The following is a 20,798-nucleotide window of genomic DNA, read 5'->3' on the forward strand; positions in this document are numbered from 1 at the left end:
TCTAACTCGTCTTATTTAGCCCTTAAATACTTGATTAAAGTTGGTCAAGGGCGCAACTTTGCTACTGGCTTGTTGGTGCCATTTGTTTTCATGAGCCACTAACCAAGTTTGCAAACTGTTATTAATAATAGCTTGGCTAACTTTTGCTTCCTGTAACTCATGATCTAAACACCATTCAACAGTCTTCTTTGATGTTTCTATACTCTGTAAAGGGGTGACCGCCGCGCAACTGATAATGCCAATATCGGCAATAAATTGTTGAAAAAAGTCATCACTACTTTCTCCAATGATATCGCGATCATTATGGCGTAAACGACCACCTGCAATCCAAGTTTCGATATGATCATAGTGTGACAAAATAGCCGCTGCTTCAAAGTTATTAGTGACGATACGTAATTGTTGATGTTGTCCAAGTTGTTCAGCGATCGCGGAAATGGTAGTGCCAATACCTAAAAAGACTGTACTGCCGTTGGGGATCTGTTGTGCTACTTGTGTAGCAATTTTATGTTTAACGTCGCTAAAGGAGGCTTTACGGGTTAGATAGTTACTGTTCTCCAAAGATGCTGGCACACTGACTCCACCATTTCGACGTCGTGCTAAACCGAGGTCACAAAGTGCATTAATATCACGCCTGACAGTTTGTTTAGTGATTGAAAAGTCACTGGAAAGCTGATCTATAGAGCAATAACTCTGTTGAGTTAATCGCGTTAAAATATGATGCTGTCTATTGGATAGGTCAATATTCATATCCATTCCCCTTAGAAGCGTTGTGGCCAGTCGGTAATAATATTATCGACATGTAAAGGTCTAAGTGGTTCAATAAATAATGGGTCATTGACGGTATAACAATGTAGTTGGTAGCCAGCTTGTTTGATTATTAGTGCTTGTTCTTGTCGTAAAAAACGGTAATCACAATTGACGCTAAAAGCATAAATATCATCTAACATTTGTAGTGCGTTATCGGGTATTTTCTCCCATAACTGAGAGCGACGAATACTGGGTTTTAGGCGTTTTAATAATAATAAAGCTTGATGCTCAAAGCTTGAAAAAACTAATTGTCCTGTGGTGATTTTGCTGGCCTCTATGACCTCTACAACCTGTTTACAGAGGGCTAAAATATGTGCTTCATTTTGCACTTTTAATTCTATATTCAGGGTAATGCCATTTTGTCTAATCAATATCAGTACTTCGGCTAAAGTAGGGATCTTCTCATTTTCAAACTCATCGGAAAACCATAAACCGGCATCTAACTTCGCTAGTTCACTGTACTCAATATCTTGCACTAGACCTTGCCCATTAGTGCATCGATTAACATTAAAATCATGGAACACAATGGGCACACCATCTTTGCTGATCTGTACATCTATCTCTATTGACTTGGCACCTAATTCAATGGCTTTTTGAATGGCTGCTAAGGTATTTTCTGGGGCTACGCTAGACAAGCCTCGGTGTGCAGTAATTAACATAATTTTTATCCCCATCCTAAGTGTTAATACCAACCATACTTATTAACTGGGCTATTTTATTTATTAAAATAACTTATTCTTTTGCTGTGATTTTTATTAAGGGAACAATTCCTTAATAAAAATTCCGCCTTAAACTAAGCCATTTTTATTACGTAAAATTTACAGCACTTATTTAATAAAATTGATAAATACAGCTTCTCAAATAAGTATGACAAGGATGTGTCATCAAATGATCAATCTTTTTTAGCTTGAACCTTTTAACCTTCGAACAAAGTGACTGTTTTTAATGCTTAAAAACCTGGTGTAGCGCATTTTATTAATTTGTATCCAAGTAAAGCAGGAGCTAAAGCTTTGGTTGTTTTAGGGGAGCAGGTAGAAAGCCATCTTTAAGGTAGTTGTAGTGATCGAACTCTGTAGAAGTTGGTGTGAGCAATTTGCTAAATTGTATTGATTGCATAGAGAGGTAAGTGAAGAGCCAATTTAAAGTGACTAAAAGCTTTGTCCGCGTAGCCAATATGTATAACTAATTACACTACTTTAGATCCAGGTAGAGAATACTTTGTCAGCTAGTTAATTACCTGTTACAAACCCTGCATAAACCAAGTTTACGATGGGCTTGTAACCTTAAATCATTAAGCGGTCAAACTAACAAAACTATTCGCCATACCTAACAATGCAACTACGACCATGACAGGTAAAGCAAAGCTTTTTAATGAAGCTGGTGGTTTTTTATTAAACAGGTATTGGCCGTATTTTACCGCGACGAGTGCTGGTAAAATTAAGATTAATATTGCCATTGGTAAGGTGCTATCAGTTAATCCTCCAGCGATCAGAGAGAGTACGGTAAGGCCTTCACTTGCAATAAAAAAGAGAATCATGGTGGCACGTTGAGTACTAGTGCTTAGTTGACTAGACAACATGTAATACACAATCATTGGGCCACCAATAGAAGCACTTGCTGTACCTGCACCCGCTGCCACACCAAAGCCGATTTTACTGCTGTTCTTCTCGGCATTAAAAGGCCTAAAATTAGAAAAAAGTAATACCGCTAATCCAAGGATGGCTAAACAGATAAGCAGTTTTAAGATTTCTGCTGGAATGAATAATAAAAAGCAATAGCCTATCGGTAGGCCTAAGATGGCACCGATAATAAGTTTTCGGAGAGTAGGGAAGTCTGCTTGTTTAACCGCTTGTTTCCATAGGTTAATACTACATAGCACATCCAGAGATAGTACAATTGCGACACTCTGTTGTGGTTCAAAAAAGAAATTTAAACCGACCACTGCAATCACGGCAAAGCCAAAACCACTATAGCCTCGAACTATCGCTGCAAATATCACAATAGGCATAACGTACCAAATTTGTTCCACTTATCTTCCTTAATGTTAGTTATTTTCGACGTTACTATCCTTTCATTCGAAAGGTAAGAGTAGGGCCAGAAATGATTAATTGTAGAGCCATGTTTTCCTTTCAATTGATAAATGCCAAAGGTCAAAATCTGGCACTATCGAAAAGCTTAGTTGGCGCTAAGGAAAGACTTTCATTCTGAGTTAATGTGAAATGGACGATATTTATACGGATTACCTTATCAAGCAGAGGGGTATGACATACTATTTCAAGGAGAAGGGTAGATGGAAGCACAAACACGCACATTAATCGAACGAGACCGTAACCATGTATGGCATCATTTAAGTCAACATAGCGTATTAAAAAACCAAGACCCATTGGTCATGGTAAAAGGCGAAGGATCTCGCGTTTGGGATGCTAAGGGAAACAGTTATCTTGATGCTTCTTCTGGTGGTGTATGGTGTGTAAACGTTGGCTACGGACGTACCGAAATCGCAGATGCGGTACGTGACCAAATTGCTAAACTTAATTTCTTTGCGAGTACTGCTGGAACTGAACCAGCGGCTGAATTTTCTGAAAAATTATTAGAAAAAATGCCTGGTTTAAGTCGTGTTTATTATGCAAGTTCAGGCTCTGAAGCGAATGAAAAAGCGTTTAAAATTGTACGTCAAATCTCTCAACAAAAATACGGTGGCAAAAAACATAAAATATTATATCGCGAACGTGATTATCATGGGTCGACGATTGGTGCCTTAAGTGCTACTGGACAAGAAGAGCGTCGCCAACATTATGGCCCATTTGCATCTGGGTTTGTTGAATTTCCGCACTGCTGCGAATACCGCAGTCAATTTGGTGACGTCGCTGATTATGGTGTTTTAGCGGCAAAAGAATTAGAAAAAGTGATTTTAAGAGAAGGGCCAGATACGGTTGGCGCTGTTATTTTTGAACCCATCACTGCGGGCGGAGGTGTAATCACACCTCCTGAGGGGTACTGGCCTGCAGTGATGGAAATTTGTAAAAAATATAACGTGTTAGTGCATATCGATGAAGTGGTATGTGGGATGGGTAGAACCGGTGAATGGTTTGGTTATCAGCACTACGGTATTAAACCTGACATAGTGACGTTAGCAAAAGGTGTAGCATCGAGTTATGCGGCTATTTCATGTCTAGTGACCACTGAAGCTATTTTTGAAGAGTTTTTATCTGATGGGCCAGACCGTGAAATGTACTTTCGAGATGTTAGTACTTATGCTGGTTGTACTGCTGGTCCAGCAGCAGCTTTAGCAAATTTAGAAATTTTAGAAAGAGAAAACCTCGTTGAAAATTGTGCAGTAATGGGCGACTACTTACTGGAAAAGTTTCATGGTTTAGCGGAAAAACATGCCATTATTGGTGATGTTCGCGGTAAAGGTTTGTTATTAGGTCTTGAATTAGTCAGTGATAGAGAACTCAAAACTCCTGTAGCAGAAGCGGTAACAGTTAAAATTGCAGGGGCATGCATGCAAAAAGGATTAATTATTGGGCGCACTAACCGTTCATTTAAATACCTAAATAATACCCTGTGTTTTTGCCCGGTATTAACCTTAACGCATGAAGAAGCTGATTTTATTGTAGATACTTTAGATGCTGTATTTACAGAGTTTACAGACTTTTAATTTTATTAATAATCCTATCTAGGCGGGATTAATAACAGTAAGGTAAAAGTTGTTATTTAACTTTGTCTTACTGGTCTCTATTATAGGTGTTCAGGTTTTATATTAAGCAACCGAACACCTTCTCATTTGTATTTTTAAGGAATTTCATATGACTGCATCACAACGTCCTGTAGTACTTATTACTGGCGCAACTGCTGGCTTTGGTTTAGCAACAGCGAAAAAATTTGCCCAGCAGGGTTATCCTCTTGTTATCACTGGCCGTAGAGAAGAGCGTCTAAAGGCATTAAGTGAAGAGTTATCACCTTTAACTAGTGTTTATTATGCGGTATTAGATGTACGTAGCAGTGAAGCGGTTGCTGAGTTTACTAACAACCTACCTGAAGCGTTCAAACAAGTGGCTATTTTAGTAAATAATGCTGGCCTTGCATTAGGTGCTGAGCCAGCTGACCAAGCAAAACTATCTGATTGGCATACTATGATCGATACCAATGTCACTGGTTTAGTGAATGTAACTCATAGTTTCTTATCAACATTAAAAGCACAGCCTTCTTCGACAATTATTAATTTGGCAAGTATTGCAGGTAATTGGGCGTACCCTGGAAGCCATGTATACGGTGCAAGTAAAGCTTTTGTTGCACAGTTCTCGCGTAATTTACGTAGTGATTTTGCAGGCACAGGTATCCGTGTAACAAGCTTGGAGCCAGGTATGGCGGAAAGTGAGTTTAGTCTTGTTCGATTTAATGGTGACCAAGATAAATATGATCAAATCTATCAAGGTGCCAACGCGATTCAGCCAGAAGATATCGCAGATATTATTTTATGGATAGCGGAGCAGCCTGCGCACCTTAACATCAACAGTTTAGAAGTGATGCCAACATCACAGGCGTGGGATAACTTTAAAATTGTGAAAAAATAAAGACACTAAATGATTGATAGACCTTAATGATTGAGGTCTATCAACTTAGTGCTGACCACCCCATTAATTGGGGATATTGATGGTAGTGAGGTACTTTACTTCTTCCATGACGACATAGGTTTTAGAACTTTTAATATTAGGCAGTGATAATAATGTTTCGCTGAGTACCTTTCGATAAGCTGACATATCTGCAACTCGAGTTTTCAGGAGATAATCAAAATCCCCAGAAACAAGGTGGCATTCTAAAATTGAATCGAGTTGTTTTGCCGCTTCATTAAAGCGTTCAAATACATCAGGGCTAGAGCGTTTTAAAGTTAACTCGATGTAAACTAATAAAGAGGCGCCTAAATGCTCTGGGTCCAATAAGGCAGTATAGGACTGAATCACCTTTTGCTTTTCTAAACGTTTAACTCGCTCTAAACAAGGCGTTGGGCTTAACCCTACTTTTTGAGATAACTCTACATTCGAAATTCGGCCATTTTTTTGCAATTCTCGTAATATATTTCTGTCTATCCTGTCTAGTGACATAAACTGCATCCTTTCAATATTGTAAAATTATTAACTGCCATAAAAACGATAAGTAACATTATAAACTATAGGGATATAAAAAAACAAAAAAATAGAGTGAATAAAACTATTTATTAAACTTTATACTATCGATAACGCTTATTTATTAAACAATCAGTAATTATCATTCTAAGGAGCAGTAAATGATTATCGGTGTACCTAAAGAGATTAAAGTTCACGAGTACCGTGTTGGTATGACACCCGCTAGTGTTAAAGAGGTTACATCAGCAGGGCATACGGTTTATATTCAACAATCAGCAGGTCAGGGTATTGCCTGTAGTGACCAAGAATATATTGATGCAGGTGCACAAATACTCGCAACGGCTGAAGAGGTCTTTGCTCAATCAGAGATGATTGTAAAAGTAAAAGAACCATTAGCTGTTGAGCGCGCTATGTTACGCCCTGATCAATTATTATTTACCTACCTACATTTAGCGCCTGATCCGACACAAACTCAAGATCTCATTGACAGTAAAGCCGTGTGTATCGCTTATGAAACGGTAACCAGTGATAACGGCAGTTTACCTTTATTAGCCCCAATGTCGGAAGTAGCTGGACGTATGTCTATTCAAGCTGGTGCCGCCTGTTTAGAAAAATCACATGGTGGTGTCGGTTTATTATTAGGTGGTGTGGCAGGTGTTGCACCTGCTAAAGTTGTAATTATTGGTGGTGGAGTTGTTGGTTGCAACGCGGCACAAATGGCTATCGGGTTAGGGGCTGATACCACTATCGTTGATAACAATATTGATACCTTACGTAAAGTAAATGCACAGTTTGGCTCAACTATTAAAACGGCTTATTCCAATAAATATAACCTTGAATCATTAGTGTTAGATGCTGATTTAGTGATTGGTGGAGTATTAATTCCGGGTGCAGCAGCACCTAAATTAGTCAGCGCAGAAATGATTAAAAAAATGCGTGCTGGCTCAGCAGTGGTGGATGTTGCCATTGACCAAGGTGGATGTTTTGCTACTTCTAAAGCAACTACGCATAGTGAGCCAACTTATATTGTTGACGAGGTTGTGCATTACTGCGTCGCCAATATGCCAGGAGCAGTTGCTCGAACCTCTGCATTTGCGCTTAATAATGCAACATTGCCGTATATATTGCGCCTTGCTAAGTTAGGTTATAAAGAGGCTTTATTAGCTGATAAACACTTAAAAAATGGTTTAAACGTGATGCATGGTAAAGTCACTAACTTGAGTGTATCTAAAAGCTTAAATATTCCTTATGTATCACCAGATGATGCACTCGCGACACCTTTTTCTGCTTAAAAAAATATGCCCACGTAAAGTGGGCATATTTATCTTTTCTGATTAGTTTTAAAGCTAGCCTGCGATATTCACAACCACACGTCCGCGAACTTTACCTTGAATAAGTTGTTCAGCAGTATCAATGGTCTCTTCTAAAGTGATCTCTTTAGCAATATCATCAAATACTGATGTATCTAATATATTTGCTAATCGCTCCCAAGCTTCAACTCTGTCTGCTGTTGGGCGCATTACACTATCAATACCAGCTAAAGTAATACCACGTAGAATAAATGGCATCACAGTGGTTGGTAAATCCATCCCCTGTGCTAAACCACAAGCGGCAACGACACCGCCATATTTAAGGCTTGCACAAACATTAGCAAGTGTATGGCTACCAGCTGCATCGACAGCTGCAGCCCAACGTTCTTTGGCTAGTGGGCGACCAGGCTCGCTTAATATTGCACGGTCAATCACTTCTGATGCACCTAGTTTAGTAAGGTACTCAGCTTGATCCATACGCCCCGTTGAAGCGACCACTTGATAACCTAATTTTGCTAAAATACTAATGGCAAAACTACCCACACCACCATTTGCACCTGTTACTAAAATCTCTCCGCTATCGGGGGTAATACCGTGTTTTTCTAATGCAATCACACATAACATCGCTGTGTAGCCAGCAGTACCAATAGACATAGCCTGACGAGCAGAAAACGCCTTAGGTAAAGGAATTAGCCAATCGCTTTTTAATCGCGCTTTTTCAGCTAAGCCACCGCAATGTACTTCGCCGACACCATAGCCGTTGAGTAGTACCTGATCACCCACTTTAAATTGTTCACTCGCGGTCTCTTCTACTGTACCGACCAGATCGATGCCGGGTACCATAGGGAAGTTGCGAACAACCGGCCCTTTACCGGTAATGGCCAATGCATCTTTATAGTTCAGCGTGCTATAAGCGACTTTGATGGTAACATCACCCTCTGGTAACACACTCTCTTCAATTTGTTGTAAAGCAGAACGGTATCCTTGTTCATCTTTTTCAATTAAAACGCCTTTGAACATATATTGCTCCTATTAGACCGATCGTCTATTAAGGTTGAAAATAAATTTTAGCGAGGTAGTCCCGCCATAAAATGATGAAAATAGTTATCTATTGGTGTTGCATCTTGTGTTAAACGTGTTCGGCTTACAGCACCTTCCCAACCAATCCAGAAGTATTCTGCTAGCTTTTGTGTGTCTGCACTTTGCGATAGATCATGGTTTGCTTTAGCAAGCTCTAAACACTCTGCTATGCGGTTTTGCCATGCCTGAAAAACATCACTTAAGACTGGTCTGAAGCTTTCAGGTAATAAATCAACTTCTTGTCCTAAATTACCAATTAAACAGCCGCGTTTGAACTGGTGATGGGTCAGCCCTGACTTTGCATTCTCAACAAAGTTAGCAATGCGTATTAACGGAGGATATTTTTCATCCAATAAATACGTATCCAGTTTATGAGCAAAATAGTTAGCATAACTTTCAATTACTGCTAAACCAAAAGCTTCTTTACTAGCAAAGTAATGATAAAAAGAGCCTTTTGGTACGCCTACCTTTTTTAAAATAGGGTCAATACCTGAAGCAGAAAATCCACTTTCAGTCAGTTGCTCGAGGCCACTCCGTATAAGCTCTGCTCGTGTATCTCGATTGTCAGGCTTATTTTTTGGTGGTCTACCACGACGTGGTTTAGTGATTGATGTTGTCATAATTAACATAATAGACCGATCGTCTAGTTAATTCAAAATATTTATTAAAAATGTTGATAATGAAAGGAGGGTACCCTCGTAAGAGGGGTTAAGGCTCTAGTCGGTAGTTTTCTGTGTAGTCTAAAAACTTTTGACCGGGCATCGGTTTACTGAAGTAATAGCCTTGTACATAGTCACAGCCTAACTCATTTAAAATATTGAGTTGTTCACTGATCTCTACACCTTCGGCAACCACTTTTAAACCTAGGCTATGGGCAATGGCAATACTTGCTTTAACCAAGTCTCGGTCTTCTTTATTGATGGTAATACCGTTCACAAAGCTTCTATCAACTTTGAGTACATCAAAGTGATATTGGCGCAAATAACTGAGTGAAGAGTAACCAGTACCAAAGTCATCCATCGATAATTTCACACCTAGCTCTTGTAACCCTACTAACGCATCCGTGATATAGGACTGGCCTGTCATTAAGACACCTTCAGTGATTTCTAACTCTAAATTTTCAGGGTTAAGATTAGCGTTTTCTAAGGCGTCATTAATCACTTTAAGCAGGTTTTTATCTCGAAATTGACGAGGAGATAAGTTGACGGCCATTACAAAGTCACTTTTTTGTTGTGTTTGCCATCTATTTAAAAAGTTAAGTGACTCATTAATAACATATTGGCCAATGGGAACAATTAAGCCAGTTTGCTCTGCAATTGGAATAAACTCATCAGGAAATACATTACCTAAAGCAGAGTTATGCCAACGTAATAAGGCTTCTGCACCAATAACTTTTTGTGTTTTTGAGTCAAACTGAGGCTGATAAAATACTTCAAATTCGTTGCGCTCAAGTGCATTACGCATCTGCTCTTCTACTTCAAACCTACGTATCATGGCGGTATTCATCTCTTTTGTGAAAAAAGAGTATGCATTTCGCCCTAAGGTTTTAGCTTGGTACATAGCGGTATCTGCATTACGTAATAGGTCTGAAACAGTTGTTCCATTATCAGGAGCAACGGCTACCCCTAGGCTTAAGGTAATGATTAATTCACGACCATCAATATGAAAGGGGGCTCGGAAGACTTCTAATAAACTTTGAGCGATTGTTTTGATGCTATTGTCATCGTGTAACGCTGAAGATAATAGAATAAATTCATCACCGCCTAATCGTCCCACCGTATCTGTTTTTCGTATCGCGTTGGTTAAGCGAGTGGCGGCTTCAATAAGTAACTTATCGCCCACTTCATGCCCTAAAGAGTCATTTACTTTTTTAAAATCATCTAGATCCAAAAAGAACACTGCGACTTTTTCTTCATTTCGCTCTGCATCGTGAAGCATCTGCGATAACCTATCTAGAGATAGAAAACGGTTTGGTAAGGAGGTCAGAGTGTCATAATAAGCATGTTGTTTAATCGCTTGTGAGGTTTGATGTTGCTCTGTGATATCTCGCACTATGATCAATATTTGCTCGTAATCAGGCAAATAGTTAATACGTGCTTCAAAATAGGTTAAACCATGAGCCAATATCAATTCATATTCAAAAGTCACAGAAGTAGATTCTTTGAGGACTTTATTAATGTGTATTTTAAATTTTTTGGCTACGTCTGCAGGTAATACATCTTTAATTTCAAGACCAATAAATTCCGCAGGTGGCTTGTATAAATTTTTTTCACTACCAGCGTAATAATCTATAATTTTGGTACTTTTTTCTACTAAGAAAAATAGATCAGGTGTGGCGTCAAAGATGGTTTGCAGCATATGTTCTTTAAAAGAAACTTGTGCCTGTGCATCCTTAGTTTCTGCCATATCAATATCAACGCAATACATTTGTTTTTTATCATGTTGATTTGTAAACATAACATGGCTAGAAAACACCTCTACATCAGCGCCATCTTTGTCATGAAGAGTTATTTCTGCTGCAGGAATTTCTATGCCTTTTTGGACCCAATCACGATGTGCGTTAATCACAAACTCACTCATATCCTTGGGGATAATTAGGTCTTCAATTTTTTGTCCGATCGCTTCTTCTTCGGTGTAACCATAAATTATTTCACTACCTCTATTCCAATAAATAACTCGACGGTCTTCGTTATAACCCTGAACAGAAATAGCATCCACTGCATCGAATAACTGATGTAATGGATCATTCAGAATTGCTTTTTCTAGAAGTTCGTATTTATTGATTGATTTCATAGTTCTCGTAATAAAACTTAGAGCATAATAACACTATAGTTAATTGGTTATTATTTTTCAGATAAAAGTGAAAATTTATGAGCCAGGTTGCTATTACCAGACCCAAAATATGAAATTTTGATGATACTTACTTTTGGGTATAAGTAAACTAACCTTCTAATATTCTGATTGAAATCGCAGCAGCAGATGTTCGATTATCAACGCCTAATTTCTTATATATTTGTTCCAAATGCTTATTTACGGTGCGTGGGCTCATGGTTAATATTTGTGATATCTCCCAACTGGTCTTACCATAGGAAACCCAATACAAAACTTCTGACTCTCGTTTTGTAATAGGTAATTGTTGTTGTAAGTCGGTCGCTGATTTTTGTGTTTTATTTTGCACAATACGTAACAGGTGCATCTGTTGTTGTTGGCGTTCGTAAGCAATACTGATTTTGTTAGCAAAACAATTAACGATTAATTCAGTCTTTGTATCATTGCTTAGCCATTTTTCTATTAACGGGGCAAGTGTCGCCCAAGGGCTGGCATCATCTTTCGATACTTGATCAATTAACTCATGGACATGAGGTGTTGCCCAAGATAAACGTCCTACAGGGCTAACACAGAATACTGTCTTACCTGCATGATCTAATGCATCCTGTGCACTGAGTGCTAGTTTTGCCGTTTCAATATGGCGTTTGATGCGAACGATAACTTCATCGGGAGAGATAGGTTTAGTCACATAATCAACCCCGCCCGCTTCAATACCTTTCACAATATCTTCTACATCAGTTAAGCCAGTCATAAAAATAATCGGAGTATTGGGGAGTAACTCTTTTAAGCGGCGACATGTTTCAAAGCCATCCATTTCTGGCATCATTGCATCTAATAATACCACGTCAGGCGGTACTTTCTCTGCGATTGCTAATGCTTGTTGACCACTTAATGCAACTAGTGCCGTGTAGCCTTGGCTATTTAAAGCAACATTAAGCATACCTAATGACTCTGGTGAATCATCAACCACCAGCACCACATCACTACTATTATGATCCATCATTTAACTCATTTAAATATTCAATTATTTTCGGGAAATTACACACTTCAACATATTCAATAATTTGTGATTCGCTTCCAGCTGGATAACAATACTCATCTTTTATTTCATCAAACTTATGTTTAAATCCGGATAAATAACCAATTTCTGCCATTGCTATTAAGGCTTCATATTGCTCAGTCCCTAGCTTAGGTTTGTGGTCTTGAGTTTGTTTATCTTCAAGTTGATTATCGGTTCGCTTGTATTGCCATTGTAAGTCTAGCAATTGTGCTATTTTTCCTAATAATGCATCTAAATTAAGTGGTTTGGCAATATATCCATCATGGTAACCTTCTGCTTGTTGATTATATTCTGCATCTCGTGCATTAGCTGACAACATTAGTATTGGCATATGGAAATGCTCCTCACGTAGTGTTTTAACCATTTGCCAGCCATTGATATTAGGCATTTGTACATCCATTAAAATCAGGTCAACTTTTTGCTGCTGTAGTTGTTGGTATCCTTGCTCTGCATCTTCTGCTAATAATATGTTGAATCCAATCGGTGATAAAAGATCTGCCATTAATTCTCGTTGATTTAGGTTGTCATCAACAACCAGAATCGATTGTATTGGGCCATCATAGCCAATCGCTTCTGATTTGGTTAATTCAGGCTCTTTGGGATCTTTATGCAGTTTGAATAACATTAAACGGAAATTAAAGGTACTGCCTTTTCCGAGTTGACTATTAAGGGTTATCTCACCGCCCATTAATTCAGCCAGAGAACGTGAAATGGTTAGGCCTAACCCTGTTCCACCAGTTGATTGAGATTGTGAATGGCGAATTTGCTCAAAGGGCTTGAAAATAATCTCTTGATCATCAAGTGCAATTCCAGCACCAGTATCAATCACACTAAAACTTGCCACTTCACTGCGATAGGTGACTTTAAAGGTCACAGAACCCTGCTCGGTAAATTTAATTGCATTGGAGATTAAGTTAATGAGGATTTGTCTAAAGCGTTGTTTATCCGTTGCTACATAATCAGGTAAGTTTGGGCTACTGATATAGTTGAATTTAATGCCTTTTTTACTGGCTTGCATCTGAAACATATCTACTAATTGCTGCAAGATAGCTTTTAAATTAAATTCATCGCGCTGTAATGTAACACGACCTGCTTCAATCTTAGATATCTCCAATAAGCTCTCAATTAAATCTGCTAAGTGTTGCCCATTACGACGAATAATGGCGATGGTTTCTTGTTGCTTTGGTGGAAGGGCTTGGTCACGTAACAGGAGTTGTGCATAACCTAGCAGTACATTTAAAGGGGTACGAAGTTCATGGCTTAATGCTGCTAAATAACGACTTTTAGCTTGGTTGGCTGATTCGGCAATCTCTTTTGCATTTTGCAGTGCAGATGAAGTCGTTTCATGCGCATCAACCTCTTTAGCCAGTGCCTTAGTTTGTGACCGAAGTTCTTTTAGCGCATTTTGATTACCGTCACGAGCCAGAATAAATAACCAACTAATAATGCCGATAATAATGATTAACAGAAAAAATGTTTTAATCAGGGTGTTAGCAAACACCTGTTTTACTTTCTCATCTTCAAGCGGAACTTGCAGGTACACCAGAAATAAAATAGTGGCACTGATCAAGCTTAATACTAAGGTTAACGCAATAAACTGGGTTAACGGTGTGGTTAGCATTTTTAAGACCTTTTCACTGACAAATCGAGTAAAGAAATCGTGTGCCTGTTCTGAAATCGTTGCATGAGGGCGACACTGGTCTGCACAACGTACGTCTAGGCTGCAACATAAAGAGCAGATAGCTTTACCGTAAGCAGGGCAGAAGGTCATATCTTCTTGGTCAAAGCTATTTTCACAGATATGACATTCACAAAATTGTGTTATCTCTAACTCTTGATTATCAGTTAAATAGTATTTCCCCTGTGTTAACCAGCCAATTAAGGGCACGGTAATAAAAGGCAAAAAACAGGCAATAAAAGAAGCTAATGCTTCTGCTGTTTCACCATATAAGCCCATATGTGCAGTGAAACCAGCAATCGACGCCAGCAACATAGAGCCAACACCCACTGGGTTAATATCAAATAGGTGAGAGCGTTTAAATTCAATATGTTTAGGGCTGATCCCTAAGGGTTTATTAATAATTAAATCAGCGACCACAGAGCTTAACCAAGCTAATACTAAAACCGAGTAAACCGATAACATGCTAGCAATGGTTTGGTAGATGCCTAACTCCATTAATAACAGAGCAATGGCCACATTAAACACCATCCATACTACTCGCCCGGGGTGGTTATGCGTGACACGAGAGAAAAAGTTAGACCAAGCTAATGAGCCGGCATAAGCATTGGCAACGTTAATCTTTAACTGCGATAAAATGACAAAACCGCAAGCTACCACTGCGATAACAGTGGTGTTATCAAAAACATAACTATAAGCCAGTTGATACATATGTGCTGGATCACTGGCTAAGTGAGCTGGCACACCTTGTTGTAATGCAAAATAAGCGAGAAAAGATCCTAAAAATAGCTTCAATGCACCAAATAACATCCAGCCTGGGCCACCTACCAATAACGCCATCCACCAGCGGCCAGAGTTTTTCGTTGGTTTTTCAGGTAAAAATCGTAAAAAATCGACCTGTTCGCCAATTTGTGCCACTAACGCTAATAACACTGCAGCAGCACCGCCAAAGAGTAATAGGTTAAACTCACTACCATTTACGCCCGCATTACCGGTAAAGCTTACCCACTCATTGAATTGGCTATCGTTATGGGTAAAAACAAAAAACAAAGGTAATAGTTGCAAAGCCACCCAAATCGGGGATGTCCACACTTGAAAGCGGCTGATATAGGTAATGCCGTGAGTAACGAGGGGAATGATAATAATGGTGCTGAGGATATAACCAATGGGTAAGGGCACTGCAAAGAGAATTTTTAAGGCCATCGCCATGATCGCCGCTTCAAGGGCAAAAAAGATAAATGTAAAGGAGGCATAAATAAGCGAAGCGATACTGGAACCAATATAACCAAAGCCAGCACCACGGCTGAGTAAATCAATATCAACACCATATTTAGCGGCGTAATAACTGATTGGAAGGCCGGTTAAAAAGACCACTAGGGTGACCGCAAGGATAGCCCAAGCCGCATTGGTAAAACCAAACTCTAAAGTTATTGCGCCACCAATCGCTTCTAATACTAAAAATGACACAATGCCCAAGGCAGTCATAGACACACGGTTCAAAGACCATTTTCTCGCGCGTTTAGAAGTAAAGCGCAAGGCAAAGTCTTCCATCATCTCATTAGCGACGAGTTTGTTATAGGTACGACGGGCTTTTAGTATTTTTTGGTTTGATTCCATGGTGATTGATTATTCCTTTAACCATCCTAGTGCCATCCTAACGCATCTTAACCTCTTTGCCACTATTGTTATCAAGCCTTGTTACTAGCCTAAGCTCGCGCGTATTATATTTGACCTTAAATTATTTCTATATGCGCATAATTACGTAGTCTATTGCGCGCTTCTGCGCATTCTTTCCTTGCCTTAATTCCTAGATACTTACCTCACTTGGAAAAGGGCGTGATTGATACATTTGCCAAGTACAAACACTAATCACTAGAGACTAAAAAGGAAAGGAACTACCTATGAAACTGAAGAAGCTAATAGTTGCAAGTTCGATTGTTGCAACAGGTTTAATGACTAACTTTGCGTATGCAGCAGACACGATTAAAGTCGGTGTTTTACACTCTTTATCAGGCACCATGGCAATCAGTGAAACAACGCTGAAAGATACGGTACTGATGATGATTGAAGATCAAAATGCGAATGGTGGTCTATTGGGTAAGCAGATTGAACCAGTGGTGGTTGATCCAGCTTCAAACTGGCCATTATTTGCTGAAAAAGGGCGTGAGTTACTAGCAAAAGATAAGGTCGATGTTATCTTTGGTAGCTGGACTTCAGTTTCTCGTAAATCTGTATTACCGGTATTAGAAGAGCTAAATGGTTTAATGTTTTATCCAGTACAGTACGAAGGTGAAGAATCATCTAAAAACGTATTTTATACTGGCGCTGCGCCTAACCAACAAGCCATTCCTGCGGTTGACTACTTAATGAATGATATTGGTGCGGAACGTTTTGTATTACTTGGCACTGACTATGTTTACCCTCGAACTACGAATAAAATCCTAGAAGCTTATTTAATGGCAAATGGCGTTAAAGCTGAAGACATTATGATTAACTACACGCCATTCGGTCATTCAGATTGGCAAAGTATTGTTTCTGATGTGAAGCGTTTTGGATCTGAAGGCAAACAAACTGCAGTAATCTCTACCGTCAACGGTGACGCTAATATCCCATTCTACAAAGAGTTAGGTAATCAAGGTATCTCAGCGGAAGATATTCCAGTTATCGCATTCTCTGTGGGTGAAGAAGAGTTATCGGGTTTTGATACTAAACCACTTGTGGGTCACTTAGCTGCATGGAACTACTTCCAAAGCGTTGATACTGAAGAAAATGCTGAATTTATCGCAAAATGGAAAAAATACATTGGTGATGATAAGCGTGTAACAAATGACCCAATGGAAGCAACTTACATCGGGTTCAAAATGTGGGTGAAGGCCGTTGAGAAAGCGGGAACAACTGACGTTGATGCGGTAGAGCAAGCAATGATCGGTATCGCTGTTCCTAACTTAACCGGTGGTACGGCTGTTATGAACTCTAATCATCATCTATCTAAGCCTGTATTAATTGGTGAAATTCAAGAAGATGGCCAATTTGAAGTGGTTTGGGAAACGCCTGATACAGTGATTGGTGATGCATGGTCAGACTTTCTACCAAGCTCTAAAAACTTAGTTGCTGATTGGACTTCACCAATCAAATGCGGCAACTTTGATATCACTACTGCAAAATGTTCTGGTCAACAATTCTAAATATAACCTTGTAATAGCAAAGAGAATTAACGTTTAAGCGTTGTCCCTTTGCTAATCATTAAGCACCCAATGGGAGACCTTCCTCCCATTTAATGAACTGAATATATTATTCTAAGGAACAGTCCATGTTGCGCCTATTCCCCTTTCTCTTTTTCTTTGTTTTATCGCTTCCTGTATTTTCTGCAGAGAACGACGCGCAAGGTGAATCTGAACTAACAACTTTAGTTGGGCAGTTGCCTTCGACTAAATTAAATAAAATGTCGACGCTCATTGAAAAGATTGCCGATACTTCAGCACCACAGGTGCGTGCTATTTTAGAGCCGTTAATCGCTGGTGATTTATATTACTTAAAAAGCAATAAACAAGTGGTGTCAGTGTTTAAAAATAGTGACAACCAATACCAATTAACCGATGTGTTGAATGCCCAAGCATTACCTACTGTGAGCAAGTCAGCTATCAAAAAAGTAAGAACCAATAATCGCCTACGTGGCCAGATTCGCGATCTATTAGCGAACTTAGATTTAAGCAGTGAACAAGCTGAAGTACGTATTTCAGCGTTAAAATTACTGTTAGATAAACCTAATCAAGCCGGTATTACAGCAGTCAATAAACTTATTAAAACCGAGCAAGATAGTGAAGCTAGAGACTTAATGTCTGCAATTATGTTGGTAGAGCAATTAGAAAACGGAAACGATGCTGAAAAACTTTCAGCAGCTAAACAACTTTCAAGCCGTTTAGAGCCAAGTGTTAAAAATGCGTTAGTGAGTGAGTTACAAAAAATACCAGCATCACAGCAAGGTGGTCCGTTAAAAACAGAATTAACCAATGCTGTTGAAGATATTGAGCAACAAATCAGTGTGTTTAAGCTAGCAGAAAATCTGTTCTTTGGATTAAGCCTTGGCTCAGTTTTGTTATTAGCGGCGATAGGTTTAGCTATCACCTTTGGAGTGATGGGCGTTATTAATATGGCGCACGGTGAAATGATGATGTTAGGCGCTTATACCACCTATGTGATCCAACAAACTTTCCCGAGTTTAATTGAGTATTCATTATTAATGGCGGTACCTGCAGCGTTTTTAGTATCTGGTTTTGTGGGCATCTTAATTGAACGCGGTGTTATTCGCTTTCTTAAAGGCCGTCCATTGGAGACTTTACTAGCGACCTTTGGTATTAGCCTTATATTACAACAGCTTGTTAGAACGGTTTTCTCACCATTAAATCGTCAGGTAGAAGCGCCTTTATGGATGAGTGGCTCTTTAGAGATCAACCCAGTGCTATCACTAACCTATAATCGCTTATACATTATTATTTTTTCGCTAATGGTGTTCTTTTCATTATTGATGATTTTAAAACGCTCTTCATTAGGTTTACACGTTCGTGCCGTTTCACAAAACCGAGATATGGCTAGAGCATTAAGTGTTAAAAGCTCATGGGTTGATGCAATTACCTTTGGTTTAGGCTCTGGGATTGCGGGTGTGGCAGGTGTAGCGCTAAGTCAGTTAACTAACGTTGGCCCAAATTTAGGGCAAGCGTATATTATCGATTCTTTCCTAGTTGTTGTATTTGGTGGAGTAGGTAATTTATGGGGCACCCTAGTAGCAGCGATGACAATGGGGACCTTTAATAAAGTGTTGGAACCGTCAATGGGACCAGTATTAGCCAATATTATTGTGTTAGTCAGTCTAGTCTTGTTTATTCAAAAACGACCTAAAGGACTGTTTCCACAAAAAGGGAGAGCGGCAGAATAATGGATACTTTACTTAAATCACCAATGATAAAAAAAATGAGCAGTTTGCACTTTGTGATTGCAATACTGTTTATCTCAACCCTTTATGTGACCGTGTGTAATCTCTTTTTTGCTGAAGGCTCAGCCATGCATGTGAGTAATTATACGGTCAGTTTATTAGGTAAATACTTATGTTACGCCCTATTAGCTTTAGCGGTTGATTTGGTCTGGGGATACTGCGGCATATTAAGTTTAGGGCACGGCGCTTTCTTTGCACTAGGTGGTTATGCCATGGGCATGTACCTGATGCGTCAAATCGGCGATCGCGGTGTCTATGGTAACCCTGAATTACCTGATTTTATGGTGTTTTTAAACTGGACTGAACTGCCATGGTATTGGGCAGGATCAGACAATGCATTAGTGATGATATTACTGGTCTTTGCTGGACCGGGTCTATTAGCTTATATCTTCGGTACGTTAGCCTTTCGTTCTCGAGTGAGTGGTGTGTATTTATCGATTATGACGCAGGCCATGACCTATGCTTTATTATTGTCATTCTTCCGTAACGAGATGGGGTTTGGTGGTAATAACGGACTAACTGACTTTAAAGAGTTATTTGGATTCTCATTACAATCGCCAACCACCAAGCTTGCCTTATTTGTAGCAACCGCGGTTGTATTAGCAATAGGTTATGGCATTAGTCATTTTATTGTTAACTCTAAAATGGGGCGAGTAGTAACGGCAATTAGAGATGCAGAAAGCCGAGTTCGCTTTGTGGGCTACAAACCAGAACATTATAAGGTTTGGATCTTTGTTGTTTCAGCTATGTTAGCCGGTGTCGCTGGTGCCTTGTATGTGCCACAAGTGGGCATTATTAATCCAGGTGAATTTTCGCCACTTAACTCTATTGAGATTGTAATTTGGGTCGCAATTGGCGGGCGTGGCACTTTATATGGCGCTTTGGTTGGTGCAATCGTGGTGAGTTACGCCAAAACACGTTTTACAGCGATTATGCCAGAAGCCTGGTTATTTGGATTGGGTGGTTTGTTTGTATTGGTGACCTTGTTATTACCAAAAGGGTTAGCAGGTTTAGTGACTAATTTAATGGATAAACTAGATCCTCCTAGCAAAGATAAACAGAGTGAGTCTGATGCTTCAGTGAAAAACCCAGTTGCGGAGAATAAATAATGATAGTTGATAAACATGGTTCACCGCTGCACTCCACGGAGAACCTTAATCCCGACACACGCCATGGCATGATTTTATATGTCGAAGATGTCAGTGTGAGTTTTGATGGTTTTAAAGCACTTAATGACCTTAATCTATATATAGGCGATGGAGAATTACGTTGTTTAATTGGTGCAAACGGCGCAGGTAAAACAACCTTGATGGATGTGATCACCGGAAAAACACGACCTGATACGGGTAAGGTGAGTTTTGGTCAGCAAATTGATCTGCTGGAATTAGATGAATCTGAAATTGCCCGCGCAGGCATTGGTCGTAAATTCCAAAAGCCAACGGTGTTTGAAGCCTTAACAGTCTTTGAAAACTTAGAGCTAAGTTTATCGGGTGATAAAGGTATTTTAACCTCTCTATTTCATAAGCTCAGTGGCGAGCAAAAAGACAAAATCGATGAAGTGTTACAAACTATTGGTTTAACTGCAGAACAATATTACCCAGCAGGGCGTTTATCCCATGGTCAAAAGCAATGGTTAGAAATAGGCATGTTATTAGCCGCTGAACCAAGGTTGTTATTGGTGGATGAGCCTGTAACTGGTATGACTACACAAGAAACTGAACGTACTGCGGAGCTATTAACCTCATTAGCAGGTAAACACTCTGTGGTCGTAGTTGAGCATGATATGGCCTTTGTACGTTCCATTGCGCGTAAGGTAACGGTATTACATCAAGGCACTGTATTAGCGGAAGGTTCAATGGATGAAGTACAAGCTAATAAACAAGTGAGAGAAGTGTACCTAGGTGAGGAGCAAGATTAA

The 20,798-nt window shown here is 39.4% G+C and carries 16 protein-coding genes; 7 read left to right on the forward strand and 9 right to left on the reverse strand.

The window, feature by feature from the left end; all coding sequences use genetic code 11:
* Positions 1-15: 15 nt before the first annotated feature.
* The 3 genes from DS885_RS02290 to DS885_RS02300 all read right to left on the reverse strand — a co-directional run bounded on the left by DS885_RS02290 (position 16) and on the right by DS885_RS02300 (position 2,836).
* Entirely contained in the window at positions 16-747 is a 732-nt protein-coding gene (locus DS885_RS02290; RefSeq protein ID WP_113817787.1) for a DeoR/GlpR family DNA-binding transcription regulator, read from the reverse strand.
* Between the two features lie 11 nt (positions 748-758).
* A complete protein-coding gene (locus DS885_RS02295) occupies positions 759-1,466 on the reverse strand; it encodes a glycerophosphodiester phosphodiesterase family protein (RefSeq protein ID WP_113817788.1) in 708 nt (235 codons plus the stop codon).
* A gap of 632 nt (positions 1,467-2,098) precedes the next feature.
* Entirely contained in the window at positions 2,099-2,836 is a 738-nt protein-coding gene (locus DS885_RS02300; RefSeq protein WP_113817789.1) for a sulfite exporter TauE/SafE family protein, read from the reverse strand.
* Between the two features lie 261 nt (positions 2,837-3,097).
* Between DS885_RS02300 and DS885_RS02305 the strand changes: the two genes are divergently transcribed.
* Together DS885_RS02305 and DS885_RS02310 are read left to right on the forward strand one after the other, a co-directional pair.
* Complete coding sequence (locus DS885_RS02305) at positions 3,098-4,468, forward strand: aminotransferase family protein (protein ID WP_113817790.1); 1,371 nt, start codon at positions 3,098-3,100, stop codon at positions 4,466-4,468.
* Positions 4,469-4,616: 148 nt separating this feature from the next.
* Complete coding sequence (locus DS885_RS02310; protein ID WP_113817791.1) at positions 4,617-5,384, forward strand: SDR family NAD(P)-dependent oxidoreductase; 768 nt, start codon at positions 4,617-4,619, stop codon at positions 5,382-5,384.
* Positions 5,385-5,447: 63 nt separating this feature from the next.
* On the opposite strand, the gene lrp is transcribed toward DS885_RS02310, so the two are convergent.
* Positions 5,448-5,912 (reverse strand): leucine-responsive transcriptional regulator Lrp, encoded by a 465-nt coding sequence (gene lrp, locus DS885_RS02315; protein ID WP_113817792.1) that lies wholly within the window; start codon positions 5,910-5,912, stop codon positions 5,448-5,450.
* Between the two features lie 182 nt (positions 5,913-6,094).
* On the opposite strand from lrp, the gene ald reads away from it, so the two are divergent.
* Entirely contained in the window at positions 6,095-7,225 is a 1,131-nt protein-coding gene (ald, locus tag DS885_RS02320; protein WP_113817793.1) for an alanine dehydrogenase, read from the forward strand.
* A 54-nt stretch (positions 7,226-7,279) separates the two neighbouring features.
* Here ald and acuI read toward each other — a convergent pair whose 3' ends face one another.
* The 5 genes from acuI to DS885_RS02345 form a co-directional block, all read right to left on the reverse strand.
* Complete coding sequence (gene acuI / locus DS885_RS02325) at positions 7,280-8,263, reverse strand: acrylyl-CoA reductase (NADPH) (RefSeq protein WP_113817794.1); 984 nt, start codon at positions 8,261-8,263, stop codon at positions 7,280-7,282.
* A 47-nt stretch (positions 8,264-8,310) separates the two neighbouring features.
* Positions 8,311-8,943 carry an acrylate utilization transcriptional regulator AcuR gene (gene acuR, locus DS885_RS02330; RefSeq protein ID WP_113817814.1) on the reverse strand — a complete coding sequence of 211 codons (633 nt, stop codon included), beginning with the start codon at positions 8,941-8,943 and terminating at the stop codon, positions 8,311-8,313.
* 88 nt (positions 8,944-9,031) lie between these two features.
* Positions 9,032-11,116 carry a bifunctional diguanylate cyclase/phosphodiesterase gene (locus tag DS885_RS02335; protein WP_113817795.1) on the reverse strand — a complete coding sequence of 695 codons (2,085 nt, stop codon included), beginning with the start codon at positions 11,114-11,116 and terminating at the stop codon, positions 9,032-9,034.
* Positions 11,117-11,264: 148 nt separating this feature from the next.
* Positions 11,265-12,152, reverse strand: coding sequence for a response regulator transcription factor (locus DS885_RS02340; RefSeq protein WP_113817796.1), 888 nt, complete (start codon positions 12,150-12,152; stop codon positions 11,265-11,267).
* Positions 12,142-15,507: an ATP-binding protein gene (locus DS885_RS02345; RefSeq protein WP_113817797.1), complete on the reverse strand. Its 3,366-nt coding sequence runs from the start codon at positions 15,505-15,507 to the stop codon at positions 12,142-12,144. The genes DS885_RS02340 and DS885_RS02345 overlap by 11 nt, the downstream gene beginning before the upstream one ends.
* 284 nt (positions 15,508-15,791) lie before the next feature.
* Here DS885_RS02345 and urtA point away from each other — a divergent pair, with 284 nt between their 5' ends.
* From urtA to urtD, 4 genes are all read left to right on the forward strand, one after another.
* Positions 15,792-17,075, forward strand: a complete 1,284-nt coding sequence (gene urtA / locus DS885_RS02350; protein WP_113817798.1) for an urea ABC transporter substrate-binding protein — start codon at positions 15,792-15,794, stop codon at positions 17,073-17,075.
* 125 nt (positions 17,076-17,200) lie between these two features.
* Positions 17,201-18,823 (forward strand): urea ABC transporter permease subunit UrtB, encoded by a 1,623-nt coding sequence (urtB, locus tag DS885_RS02355; protein WP_113817799.1) that lies wholly within the window; start codon positions 17,201-17,203, stop codon positions 18,821-18,823.
* Entirely contained in the window at positions 18,823-19,989 is a 1,167-nt protein-coding gene (urtC, locus tag DS885_RS02360) for an urea ABC transporter permease subunit UrtC (protein WP_181817680.1), read from the forward strand. Before urtB ends, urtC begins: the two co-directional genes overlap by 1 nt.
* Positions 19,989-20,798 (forward strand): urea ABC transporter ATP-binding protein UrtD, encoded by an 810-nt coding sequence (urtD, locus tag DS885_RS02365; protein ID WP_113817800.1) that lies wholly within the window; start codon positions 19,989-19,991, stop codon positions 20,796-20,798. Before urtC ends, urtD begins: the two co-directional genes overlap by 1 nt.

This window comes from Psychromonas sp. B3M02 (assembly GCF_003318165.1).
Taxonomy (GTDB): Bacteria; Pseudomonadota; Gammaproteobacteria; order Enterobacterales; family Psychromonadaceae; genus Psychromonas.